Source organism: Marinobacter guineae (genome assembly GCF_002744735.1).
In the GTDB taxonomy this organism is placed as follows: Bacteria; Pseudomonadota; Gammaproteobacteria; order Pseudomonadales; family Oleiphilaceae; genus Marinobacter; species Marinobacter guineae.
Genome location: NZ_KZ319339.1, coordinates 271,500 through 284,016, shown reverse-complemented (window position 1 = coordinate 284,016; position 12,517 = coordinate 271,500). Strand labels below are relative to the sequence as shown.

Below are 12,517 nucleotides of genomic sequence, written 5' to 3'. Positions count from 1 at the left end.
TACCGGGCAGGAGATGTTGATGACCTTACGCCGCGAAGAAACTGTCTGGATTCCGGAATCGGATCTTGAGGGTATGTCTGTTGATACCCTGGCGGTGAGGGCAGGGCAGATCCGCACCGGCCAGCTCGAGCACAGCGATGCCATTTTCCCCACCTCCAGTTTTGTCTACGGCAGCGCCGCCCAGGCGGCCGCCCGTTTTGGCGGAGATGAGCCGGGCAACATTTACTCCCGTTTCACCAACCCGACAGTTCAGGCCTTCGAAGGCCGGATCGCAGCGATGGAAGGCGGTGAGCGCGCGGTGGCGACCGCCTCTGGCATGGCCGCGATCCTGAGCACCTGTATGGCGCTGCTGCAAAGCGGTGATCACGTTGTTTGCTCGCGGGGCGTGTTCGGTACCACCAATGTGCTGTTCCAGAAGTATATGGCACGGTTCGGGGTGGAAACCTCCTTTGTCAGCCTGACGGACATGGAAGAATGGCGGGCCTCGGTCCGCCCGGAAACCCGCATGCTGTTCATTGAGACGCCGTCCAATCCGTTGTGCGAAGTGGCGGATATGGCCGGGCTGGCTCAGTTGGCCCGCGATAACGATGCGCTGTTCGTGGTGGATAACTGCTTCTGCACTCCGGTCCTCCAGCGGCCCTTGGAGCAGGGCGCGGATATCGTGATCCATTCCGCCACCAAATATCTGGATGGCCAGGGCCGCTGCGTCGGTGGCGTTGTGGTGGGCTCTGAAAAGATGATGGAAGAGGTCTACGGTTTCCTGAGGTCTGCGGGGCCCACCATGAGCCCTTTCAATGCCTGGGTTTTCCAGAAGGGCCTGGAAACCTTACCAATTCGTATGCGCGCCCATTGTGACAATGCGTTAGAGTTGGCCCTGTGGCTGGAACAACAACCGGCGGTGGAACGTGTGTTCTATGCCGGGCTTGAAAGCCATCCCCAGCATGAGCTGGCGAAAAAACAGCAGAAGGGTTTTGGGGGTGTGTTGTCTTTCCGGCTCAAAGGCGCCCGTGAAGAGGCGTGGGGATTCATCGACGCCACCCGGATGATTTCCATTACAGCGAACCTGGGTGACGTCAAAACCACCATTACTCACCCGGCTACCACGACTCACGGGCGACTGTCGCCGGATGACAAGGAACGTGCCGGGATCACGGAAAACCTGATTCGTATTTCCGTTGGGATTGAAGCAGTTGAAGACCTGAAAACCGACCTTGGAAGAGGCTTTCAGGCGCTTCAGAACGCAAGCACCGACAACGTCTGAGCATTCATGGCCGAATCTGCAAAAGCGAAGAAAGCACCACAGGAACTGACAGAGAAGCAGCTGCGCTTTCGCGGACTGGTTGCACAGGGGGCCCGTGAAGGCGCTGTCATTGCGTTAATTTCTCTCTGTATCTACCTGTCCATGGCACTGGTGACCTTCAGCCCTTCAGACCCGGGCTGGGCCAGCATCGGCCACGACACCAGCGTCCAGAACTACGCCGGTCGCACCGGCGCCTGGCTGGCAAGTCTGTTCATGGATTTCTTTGGCCATGTGGCTTACCTGTTCCCTCTGATGATCGCAGGCTACGCCCTGATGCTCATCCGCCGTCGCAATGACTCCCTGGATCTGCACTGGCCGCTGTTTCTGATGCGCTTTGGCGGGTTTCTGCTGATTCTGCTCTCGGCAACCAGCCTTTTGTCGCTCTACTCGGTGTTCGGTCTTGGCGTATCGTCCGGCGGAGTACTTGGGGCGACGGTGGCGGACGCCATGGTGCGCTTCTTCAACCTGCCGGCAACCACGCTGCTTTTGATCGCAATCTTCCTGTTTGCCCTGACCGTTACCACGGGATTGTCCTGGTTCTGGCTAATGGATCAGGTGGGTCGCCTGACCCTGAAAACCGGGTTGGCGTTCAAGAGCATGTTCAGCGGCGGCAGCAAACCGGCCAAGCCGGAGTCCCGGCAAACCCCCGCCGCCAAGCCAGCCCCGAAACCTGAACCGCCGGTGATCAAGGATCGCGTGCCCGCGGCTGAAAGCACAGCGACAGGTCTTCGGTGGTGGCAACGTATTCCGGGCTTCGGTCCGAAAAAACCGAAGAAACCCAAGGCGGCTGCGAAGCCATCGGAGGATCGTGTTGAACCGGGCCTGGACGGATTGTCTGCAGCGGTTGATCCGGAACCAGCGCGGCTCGAAAGCTTCAGCTCGCGGGATGAGGCACCTGCCAGTGTTGGCAAGCCTGAAAAATCGCAAAGCGCAGCCGCCCCACAGCCGGCCGGCCGTTCTCTGAAGATTTCACCCTTCAAGAAAGACGAACAGCCGCCCCAGTCAAAAGACAAGGGCAGCAAACAGCCCTCGTTGCTGGAGGATATCGAAAGCCCGATCCCGCCCATTTCCCTGCTTGATCCCCCCGAGGAGCATCAGGAAAAGGGCTATTCGCAAGAATCACTCGAGCATATGTCCCGATTGCTGGAAGAAAAACTGGCGGACTTCGGGGTTTCCGTGGAAGTGGTCGAGGTTAATCCCGGTCCCGTTATCACTCGTTTTGAAATCAAGCCCGCCGCCGGGGTGAAGGTCAGCAAGATCTCTAACCTTGCCAAGGATCTGGCCCGGTCACTGGCGGTACTGAGCGTTCGGGTTGTTGAAGTAATTCCCGGAAAGTCAGTCGTGGGTATCGAGATTCCCAATGAGGAGCGTGAAATGGTGCGTCTCAGTGAAGTCCTGAGCGCGCGGGTATTCCAAGAGTCCAGCTCACCGCTGACCCTGGCGTTGGGTAACGACATCGGTGGCAATCCCATGGTTGCCAACCTGGCAAAGATGCCACACCTGCTGGTCGCCGGTACCACCGGTTCCGGTAAATCCGTGGGCGTTAACGCCATGCTACTGAGCATGCTGCTCAAGGCTGGTCCCGATGAGGTCCGGTTCATCATGGTTGACCCGAAGATGCTCGAGCTGAGTATCTACGACGGCATTCCCCACCTGCTGGCGCCGGTGGTGACGGACATGAAGGAAGCGGCCAATGCTCTGCGCTGGTGCGTTGCTGAAATGGAGCGACGGTACAAGCTGATGGCCACGCTCGGGGTTCGTAACCTCGCTGGCTATAATCGCAAGGTAAAGGACGCAGCGGCGGCCGGCGAGCCGCTGCTGGATCCGTTCTGGAAGCCGGATGAATACCTTGCCAATGACGAGCAGGAACGGCCTGAACTCGAAACGCTGCCGTTTATTGTGGTGGTGATCGACGAATTTGCCGACATGATGATGATCGTTGGCAAAAAGGTTGAGGAACTGATTGCCCGGATTGCGCAGAAAGCGAGGGCGGCCGGTATTCATCTTATTCTCGCGACACAGCGCCCATCCGTTGATGTGATCACCGGTCTGATCAAGGCCAATATTCCTACCCGCATGTCATTCCAGGTGTCGTCCAAAATCGATTCCCGGACCGTACTGGATCAGGGCGGCGCTGAACAGTTGCTGGGCCACGGCGACATGCTGTATCTGCCACCGGGTTCCGGGCTGCCGGTTCGTGTGCATGGGGCGTTTGTGGATGATGATGAAGTTCATCGTGTAGTCAGCGCCTGGAAGGCTCGGGGCGAACCTGTGTACGTGGACGATGTTCTGAACGGTGCCGAGGGCGAGAGCCTGCCGGGCGTACCGAACCTGTCCGAAGGCGGCGACAGCGAGGGGGATGCCCTGTTTGACGAGGCAGTTGCCTTCGTCACCGAAGGCCGCCGTGTTTCGATTTCGTCCGTACAGCGGAAATTCAAGATCGGGTACAACCGGGCAGCAAACCTGGTTGATGCCATGGAAGCATCGGGCGTGGTGAGCGCTGCGGGCCACAATGGCGCGCGCGAAGTTCTGGCTCCGCCTCCACCAAGAGATTAGGAGTAAGTTGCAATGCGACAGACATTTTTGAACCGCCTGCTAACGCTGGCGTTTATTGGGTTGTTCACCAGCGTTGCCATGGCAGAGGAAGCCAAATCCGACTCCGGGGCCGATGAACTGGCCTACCTGCTGGAAAGCTACGAATCCTACCAGGCGGACTTTATCCAGATCGTGGTCAACGGAAACGGCAACCAGGTGCAGGAAACCCGTGGGTCCCTGAAAGCCAAGCGTCCGGGCCTGTTCTACTGGGAAACAAGTGCTCCGCTTTCCCAGTTTATCGTGAGCAATGGTGAGACCGTTGAAGTCTATGATCCGGACCTGGAGCAGGTGACGATCCACAACCTGGACGACCGCGTGCAATCCACTCCAGCGTTACTACTCAGTGGTGAAGTGGATCACCTGGAAGAAACCTACCGGGTGTCCGGCCGCCAGATTGGTGACCACACCAAAGAGTTCACCCTCGAGCCACGAAACCCTGACTCCTTGTTCACCTCCCTGAGGCTGACCTTTTTCAAGGGCGAGCTGCAGGAAATGCGCATGCAGGATTCCCTGTCCCAGCTCAGTGTTTTGAGTTTTGACCGGATCAGGTTGAATGAGCCGGTCGAAGCCAGCGCCTTTACCCTGGATTATCCGGAGGGCGTCGATATCATCCGGGACGGGGCCTGATGCAGGACAGCCTGTTCGCGGAAGCCGCAGGTTTCCGGCCTCTCGCGGCGAGAATGCGTCCGGCGACCCTGGACGATTATGTCGGGCAGGCCCACCTGGTCGGCCCGGGGAAACCGCTTCGTCGCGCGGTGGAGCAGGGTCAGCTGCACTCGATGATCCTCTGGGGACCTCCAGGGGTTGGTAAAACCACCTTTGCCCAGTTGCTGGCTAACGTCAGCGATCTCAGCTTTGAGACGGTCTCGGCCGTCCTGAGTGGCGTAAAGGAGATTCGCGCCGTTGTGGAGCGTGCCCACAATCGAAAGCAGTCCCAGGGCCGTGACACGCTGCTGTTTGTGGACGAGGTTCACCGCTTCAACAAGAGCCAGCAGGATGCCTTCCTGCCGCACATCGAAGATGGCACCTTCATTTTCGTGGGTGCCACCACTGAAAACCCCTCCTTCGAACTGAACAGCGCACTGCTGTCCCGCACCCGTGTCTATGTACTCAAGAATCTCGAGGAAGAGGACATTCTTCGGCTGCTGCGACGTGCGCTCGTGGCCGAGGAAGGATTTGGCGGTCGCCTGAGGGTAGAAGACGACGTGTTGACCCTGATGGCTTCGGCCTCCGGAGGTGATGCTCGTCGCGCCCTGAATATTCTTGAGGTAGCCGCCGACCTGGCGGAACCGGACGAGGCAGGCAATGACCGGATAACAGCCGACCAGCTTGAGCAGGTGATGCAGACGAGCCTGCGCCGGTTCGATAAGGGCGGCGATGTTTTTTACGACCAGATTTCCGCGCTGCACAAGTCGGTCCGCGGTTCGGACCCGGACGGCTCGCTGTACTGGCTTTGCCGGATGCTGGATGGCGGCTGTGATCCGCTGTACGTCGCCCGGCGACTGGTTCGGATCGCCAGTGAAGACATTGGTAATGCCGACCCGCGCGCCTTGCAGTTAAGCATGGAAGCCTGGGATGCCCAGGAGAGGCTCGGTTCGCCAGAGGGTGAGCTGGCACTTGCCCAGGCTGTCACCTATCTGGCGATGGCGCCCAAGAGCAATGCCGTTTATAAGGCCTTTAACCAGTGCATGGCAGACATAAGACAGGACCCGGACTACGAGGTGCCGGTTCACCTGCGCAACGCACCTACCAAGCTTATGAAAAGCATGGGCTACGGTGATTCTTACCGGTATGCCCACGACGAGCCCGAGGGGTTTGCAGCCGGCGAGTCCTACCTTCCCGAAGCCATCCATCAGCGCCGGTATTATGAGCCCGTCAATCGCGGGCTGGAAATCAAGCTGGCCGAGAAACGCCAGCGGCTCGATTCCCGCAACGCCGAAAGTCCCCGTAAACGCTACAGCTGAGCCTTTAACTGCGGTAGCCACCAGCGCCTGTGCAGGTATAATGGCCAGTCCATCATTACTTCGCTAACCGGAAGATTCAGGATAATCATGCTCGATCCCAAACGTGTCCGTACCCAGACAGAAGAGATCGCCCGTCGGCTGGCCATCAAGAATTTCGAATTCGATACCGCCACCTTCGAGCAGCTTGAGGAGCGCCGTCGTGCCTTGCAGGTACGCACGGAAACCCTGCAAAGCGAGCAGAACAAACGGTCCAAATCGATCGGCAAGGCCAAGGCCGCCGGTGAGGACATCCGGCCCTTGCTGGACGAAGTGGAAAATCTGAAGACGCAGAAATCCGAGGCGGAGGATGAGCTGCGCACACTTCAGGAAGACCTGAACGCCTTCCTGGCTGGCATTCCCAATCTTCCGGATGAAGACGTACCCGCTGGCGAGAGCGAAGAGGATAATGTTGAGGTTCGGACCTGGGGCACTCCGAAGCAGTTCGATTTCGAGCCGAAAGACCATGTCGCCTTGGGTGAGGCCCTGAAAGGCCTGGACTTTGAAACTGCAACCCGTCTTGCCCATTCCCGGTTTGCGGTGATGCGCGGCCCGGTGGCCCGTCTTCATCGTGCTCTGGCGCAGTTCATGCTGGACCTGCACACCGGCGAGCATGGGTATCTGGAGACCTACGTTCCCTATCTGGTGAATGCCGATACGCTGTATGGAACTGGCCAGCTGCCGAAATTCGAGGAAGACCTCTTCAAAACCGAAGGGGAGAAACCGCTTTACCTGATCCCGACGGCAGAAGTGCCGGCCACCAACCTGGTGTCTGACAGCATCCTGGACGCCAAAGAGCTGCCCCTGAAGATGGTCTGCCATACCCCGTGTTTCCGCAGCGAAGCTGGTTCCTACGGGCGTGACACCCGTGGCATGATCCGCCAGCACCAGTTCGACAAGGTGGAACTGGTTCAGGTGGTGCGCCCGGAAGACTCCGAAGCCGCCCTGGAAACGCTGACGGGCCATGCCGAAAAAGTACTTCAGTTGCTGGAGCTGCCTTACCGCGTCGTCTCGCTGTGTGGGGGCGACATGGGCTTTTCCGCGGCCAAGACCTACGATCTGGAAGTCTGGCTGCCAGGGCAGGACAAGTTCCGTGAGATCTCCTCCTGTTCCAATACCCGGGATTTTCAGGCACGGCGCATGCATGCACGTTGGCGTAACCCGGAAACCGGGAAGCCTGAACCTGTTCATACCCTGAATGGGTCCGGTCTTGCTGTTGGCCGTGCCCTGATTGCGGTGATGGAGAACTACCAGCAGGCAGACGGCAGCATCCTGGTTCCCGAAGTTCTGAAGCCGTACATGGGAGGCATTGACCGAATCCAATGAGTGAACAGCCAGAAAGCGCACCAGGGAAGGGCGTTGGTGCACGCCCTGCACCGGTCCGTTACAGGGTTAATCCGGTTACTTCGAATCCGAACACATCCGCAGGCGAGGTGGCCCTTGTCGGGGCCGGCCCTGGCGACCCTGAACTACTGACTCTCAAAGCCTGGCGGCTGATCACATCGGCAGAGGTAGTTCTTTACGACCGCCTGGTCTCACCGGAAATATTGGCTTTGATTCCTGAATCGGCGGAGATGATTCACGTCGGAAAGCAACGGGCCAACCATACTTTGCCCCAGGGCCAGATTAACCAGCGCCTGGTGGATCTGGCCCGGCAGGGCCGCAAGGTGGTTCGCCTGAAGGGCGGTGATCCGTTCATTTTCGGCCGGGGTGGGGAAGAGATTGAAACCCTGGCGGAGGCAGGGGTGCGCTTCCAGGTAGTGCCGGGTATTACCGCCGCCTCCGGGTGCGCTGCCTATGCAGGCATACCACTGACTCATAGGGACCATGCCCAATCTGTGCGGTTCGTTACTGGCCACCTCAAGAACGATACCTGCGATCTGCCCTGGAAGGACTTTGTCCAGAACAATCAGACTCTGGTGTTCTACATGGGGCTGGTGGGTCTGCCTGTCATCTGCCGGCAACTGATCGACCATGGTATGTCTGAAGATATGCCTGTGGCGCTGGTATCAAAGGGAACCACGAGAGAGCAACGTGTGGTGACTGGTAATCTCAGCAACATTGTTGACAGGGTGGAAGCGGAAGCGGTTCAGGCACCGACTCTGGTGATTATCGGCCATGTTGTGGCCTTGAGGGATCGGCTGGACTGGCTGGGTGGTGAAACGGGGAGCTGAGGCTCCCCTTTTCAGTTCAGGTATTGCTTAGCCGGTGGTGCGTTCCGGCAGCACATCCTTCAGTTTTTCGCGCATATCCCGAATGGCTTTCTCGGTGGTTGGCCAGTCAATACAGGCGTCGGTCACGGAGACGCCGTATTTCAGGTCGGCCAGATTCTCGGGAAGAGGCTGGTTACCCCAGTTGATGTTGCTCTCAACCATCAGGCTCTGAATGGACGAGTTACCTTCAAGAATCTGATGGGTCACATCCTGCATTACCAGGGGCTGGATAGCCGGGTCCTTGCTGGAGTTGGCGTGACTGCAATCAATCATCACAGACTTGCGCAGGCCGGCCTTGTCCAGGGCCTGCTCGCACAGGGCCACACTGACGGAATCATAATTGGGCTTGCCGCCACCGCCACGGAGAACAACGTGGCCATAGTTATTACCCTTGGTACGAATGATCGCCACCTGACCCTGCTGGTCAATGCCCAGGAAACTGTGGGGGTGAGAGACAGACTTCATGGCGTTGACCGCCACATCAAGGCTACCGTCGGTGCCGTTTTTGAAGCCGATCGCCATGGACAGGCCACTGCTCATTTCCCGGTGGGTCTGGGACTCTGTGGTACGAGCGCCGATAGCGGACCAGGCGATGGTGTCCTGCAGATACTGGGGGGAAATCGGGTCGAGTGCCTCCGTGGCCGCCGGTAGGCCAAGCTCGTTGATGTCCAGCAGCAGACGACGGCCAATATGCAGGCCCTGCTCTATATCGAAGGTGTCGTTCAGGTGCGGATCGTTGATCAGGCCTTTCCAGCCAACAGTGGTACGGGGCTTTTCAAAATAGACACGCATTACGATCAGCAGGGTGTCACTGACTTCATCGGCCAGTTTTTTCAGTCGAGTGGCATAATCCCGGGCGGCCTCAACATCGTGAATGGAGCAGGGGCCAATGACCACGAACAGCCGGTGGTCTTTGCCGTCCATAATGTCGTAGATGGCCTGACGACCCTTGGTGACGGTTTCAGCGGCCTTGTCAGAGAGTGGCATCTCCTTTTTCAGCGCTTCAGGAGTGATCAGTGTTTCCTGGCTCGCCACATTCAAATTCTCTAGTTTGTTGCCCGACATGTTGATCTGTTTCCCCGATTCTGATCCTTGCAACCCTGATGTGCGATTGGATGTGCCAGCAGAGTTACATATTGACGCGAATAACACCGGTGTAAGGTTGCGGTAAACCCCGGCGAGTTGGTTATACTGCGTCATTTACAGGGCCTTTTCAACGCTTCTTGGGTACGGGGACCGGATGTCACAAAACAGGCAGAGACCGCAGGATGGGCCTTCCCGACGAGCGGTTTCGGGCAAAATAGACGACGTCCTGGCCGGTATCCGGGTCCCCGACCTTCCGTACCCTGCGGGTAAGCTTGCACCGGAGGCCGTGAGCGACTGGGGCCCGTTGCTGCTCTCCTGCTGGTCGGAACAACGTGATGAGCGCGTTACCCACGTTATCCGGTCCGTACACCTCGAATGGTCGGCTCGTCAGGTCAACGCGGCCTATGTGGCCGATCGCATCATGGATGTTTTCCTGAAAACCAGCGGCCTGCACCCGGGTCTCGCCCGCAGGATTGCGCGGCTCCGGTTTTACTTCGCGTGGCGAATGAACCTGGAAGGTAAAAAAGCATTCAGTGAAACCCTGCTGACGTGGCTGGACAGTTTGCAGGAGTGGCGCGGCTGGAGCGATTCCGGAGGTCGTTCCGGCAAGATTCTGCTGGACCAGCTTGATTCCCTTGTAATCGCCGTGTCAGCCAGTTTTGAGTCTGACAGCGCGGAATCCCTGGAAGCCTTTTGCCAGCAGTGGCAGGAAGATGCTGCCAAGCGGAATGCCCAGGCCGGAAAGCTCAGGCAGCGACTGCTGGAGACGGAGCAAGGGGCGGCCAAGCAACGCAAGGCAGACCAGATTTCAAGGGCGCTGATTGGGCGCGCGCTTCAGGGGCGCCGGGTACCTGCATCCATTGTCAGGTTTATCCTGGATTACTGGCAGGGTCTGGTGAAACAGTCGGTATGGGATTCCGGCCTGGAGGGCGAAACCTTCCGGCACGCCAGCAAACTCCTTGAGTGGCTGGTCTGGGTTGGCGATCCGTCGCTTTCAGACAAGGACCGAAACCGGCTCTACCACGTAGGGGAGCAGATCGGAGACCGGATTCTCGATGTCTGGAACCGGGTGTACAACAAGCCGTTACCGGCGAATGCGCTGTCCGGCATTGAGGCAGTCATGGTGTCCCGGCTTCGGGGTGAGGTGCCGGATCTGGTTGATGCGCTCCCCGCGGCCGGCAGTTTTCAATGGGATCCGGGATGGCTGGGGTTCGAGACGCCGCCGAGAGAAGAATTCGAAGCCTTTGAGGGCCAGTGGTTTGTTGAAGGTGAAGGCTCGGGCGAGCAACGCCGCTATTTCTATGCGTTTCTGGCCGAATCGGCTGAAATTCTCTGGACCAACGGTGCTGGCGTAAAACTGGGGCTCCAGTCCTGGAGCGATTTCCAGCAAGCTCGGGGTAAGCAACAAATCCGGCCACTTCCGACACTCACGCCTTTTGGCAAGGTGCTTGCTGAGACCGTGGAACTGTTGGCCCGTGTATGTGACAAGCAACGCCGGCAAAGGGAACAGGCCGCCGAAGCTGCCAGGTTGCGGGCAGAAGACCTCCGGCGTGAGCAAGAAGCTGCCCAGGAGCGCCGCAGGGAGCTGGAAGCAGCACGGGAAGCAGAACTTGAACTCCAGCGGCAGGTCGTGGAAAAACAGCGTAGAGCTGACGAGAAGGCCGAACAGGAACGCATCCGAAAGGAGAAAACACTTCTGGCGGAGAAGCAGGTCGACGGCATCAAGCTCGGTGGCTGGATCGTTGCGCAGCCAGACGACGTTTCGGAAGAGCCTGCAAGGCTGAAACTGGCAGTACGTATCAACGCCTCCAGGAAACTGGTGTTTGTGGACCGGCTGGGCCTGAACCGGCGCGAGTTCATTGAACACGAACTGGTAGAGGGTATCGTGGAGGGCCGGATCCGGGTTTTGGGGACGTCCGCAGAATTTGATGACACCCTCAGCAGGGTAGTCGGCCGTATCCGGGTGGGCCGAAATTGATCGCCGATGCAGGAACAACAACAATGACAGATAACGACTACAGCTTCGGAACCCAGCACGAACCCCATATTGATCAGGATAACCGGGCGGATTACCGGCTGACGGCCCGGGCCCGGGTTATTCTGGAGCTCGAATCCGGTCCTCCGGGAATGCTCGAAGACGCTTTGTCCGCTGACAAAGAACTGGTATGTGGTATTCGCGATATTTCGGCCGGCGGGCTTTGCCTGTTTTCTGCCGACCCGGTCTCACTGGACGCCCTGTTACCGGCGATGGTGTTTCTGGGTAATCACGACCAGCCCTTCCGGTTGATGGTGGAAGTGGTCTGGTGCCGGCCGCATGAGTCAGCCTTTCTGGTAGGCGTGCGGATTATCGAGTCCGACGAAACCGCTTACATCGAGTGGGTGGAGGCGGTAGCCAAAGCCATGTCCGAGGGTTAGCGGAGAGGGCGGACGGCGGCGTGGGCTGATGGAGAGTATCGCCAGTCACGAGTACAATCCGTCAGACGAAAAGAGCCGGCGTGATGCCGGCTCTTTCGATTCAGGGCGAAGGAAAACCTATTCTTCCAATTCGCCCATACCGGTGATGTTGAAGCCGGCGTCGACGTACATAATCTCGCCGGTAACACCACTGGCCATATCCGAGCCCAGAAACGCGGCGGCGTTACCCACTTCATCGATGGTTACATTACGGCGAAGCGGCGCGCGCCGGGCATTTTCTGCCAGCATCTTGCGGAAACTCTTGATGCCGGAAGCGGCCAGGGTCTTGATCGGACCTGCGGAAATGGCGTTCACCCGGATACCATCGCGGCCCAGACTGGCAGCCATGTAGCGAACGTTCGCTTCAAGAGATGCCTTGGCAAGGCCCATCACATTGTAGTTTTGCAGAACCTTTTCAGCACCCAGGTAGCTCAGGGTAATCAGGGAGCTGCCCTCGTGCATCATGCTACGGGCGCCCTTGGCCAGGGCAACAAAGCTGTAGGAACTGATGTCATGAGCGATGCGGAAGCCTTCGCGGGTGGTCACGTCAACATAGTTACCATCAAGCTCGTTTCCCGGCGCATAGCCAACCGCGTGCACGATGATGTCAATGTTGTCCCAGTGCTTGCCAAGCTCCTTGAAGACATTCTCGATCTCTTCATCGCTGGCGACATCGCAGGGGAAGGTCAGCTTGCTGCCCCATTGCTCCGCAAATTTTTCAACCCGCGGCTGCAGCTTTTCATTCTGGTAGGTAAACGCCAGCTCGGCGCCTTCCCGGGCGAAGGCCTCGGCAATGCCGTAAGCGATGGACAGTTTGCTGGCTACGCCAACGATCAGTGCTTTCTTGCCACTGAGGATTCCCATGGGTC

At 58.4% G+C, this 12,517-nt stretch carries 10 protein-coding genes; 8 read left to right on the top strand and 2 right to left on the bottom strand.

What is annotated here, in order from left to right:
• Positions 1 to 19: 19 nt before the first annotated feature.
• The 6 genes from CLH62_RS01300 (at position 20) to cobA (ending at position 8,069) form a co-directional block, all read left to right on the top strand.
• Complete coding sequence (locus tag CLH62_RS01300) at positions 20 to 1,261, top strand: O-succinylhomoserine sulfhydrylase (RefSeq protein ID WP_099616352.1); 1,242 nt, start codon at positions 20 to 22, stop codon at positions 1,259 to 1,261.
• A 6-nt stretch (positions 1,262 to 1,267) separates the two neighbouring features.
• Positions 1,268 to 3,856 carry a DNA translocase FtsK gene (locus CLH62_RS01295; RefSeq protein ID WP_099616351.1) on the top strand — a complete coding sequence of 863 codons (2,589 nt, stop codon included), beginning with the start codon at positions 1,268 to 1,270 and terminating at the stop codon, positions 3,854 to 3,856.
• A gap of 12 nt (positions 3,857 to 3,868) precedes the next feature.
• Entirely contained in the window at positions 3,869 to 4,522 is a 654-nt protein-coding gene (gene lolA / locus CLH62_RS01290) for an outer membrane lipoprotein periplasmic chaperone LolA (protein WP_099616350.1), read from the top strand.
• On the top strand, positions 4,522 to 5,859 hold the full coding sequence (locus tag CLH62_RS01285) for a replication-associated recombination protein A (RefSeq protein WP_099616349.1): 1,338 nt from the start codon (positions 4,522 to 4,524) through the stop codon (positions 5,857 to 5,859). The genes lolA and CLH62_RS01285 overlap by 1 nt, the downstream gene beginning before the upstream one ends.
• A gap of 87 nt (positions 5,860 to 5,946) precedes the next feature.
• The gene (serS, locus tag CLH62_RS01280) at positions 5,947 to 7,221 is read left to right on the top strand and encodes a serine--tRNA ligase (protein ID WP_099616348.1); all 1,275 of its coding nucleotides are present in this window, start codon (positions 5,947 to 5,949) and stop codon (positions 7,219 to 7,221) included.
• Positions 7,218 to 8,069, top strand: coding sequence for a uroporphyrinogen-III C-methyltransferase (gene cobA / locus CLH62_RS01275; RefSeq protein WP_099616347.1), 852 nt, complete (start codon positions 7,218 to 7,220; stop codon positions 8,067 to 8,069). The genes serS and cobA overlap by 4 nt, the downstream gene beginning before the upstream one ends.
• A 27-nt stretch (positions 8,070 to 8,096) precedes the next feature.
• Here cobA and CLH62_RS01270 read toward each other — a convergent pair whose 3' ends face one another.
• A complete protein-coding gene (locus tag CLH62_RS01270) occupies positions 8,097 to 9,173 on the bottom strand; it encodes a 3-deoxy-7-phosphoheptulonate synthase (protein WP_099616346.1) in 1,077 nt (358 codons plus the stop codon).
• A 307-nt stretch (positions 9,174 to 9,480) separates the two neighbouring features.
• On the opposite strand from CLH62_RS01270, the gene CLH62_RS01265 reads away from it, so the two are divergent.
• Entirely contained in the window at positions 9,481 to 11,172 is a 1,692-nt protein-coding gene (locus CLH62_RS01265) for a DUF1631 family protein (protein ID WP_228152741.1), read from the top strand.
• A gap of 23 nt (positions 11,173 to 11,195) precedes the next feature.
• A complete protein-coding gene (locus CLH62_RS01260) occupies positions 11,196 to 11,609 on the top strand; it encodes a PilZ domain-containing protein (RefSeq protein WP_099616344.1) in 414 nt (137 codons plus the stop codon).
• 117 nt (positions 11,610 to 11,726) lie between these two features.
• Here the strand turns inward: CLH62_RS01260 and CLH62_RS01255 are convergent, their stop codons facing one another.
• A complete protein-coding gene (locus CLH62_RS01255) occupies positions 11,727 to 12,512 on the bottom strand; it encodes an enoyl-ACP reductase FabI (RefSeq protein WP_099616343.1) in 786 nt (261 codons plus the stop codon).
• Positions 12,513 to 12,517 lie beyond the last annotated feature (5 nt).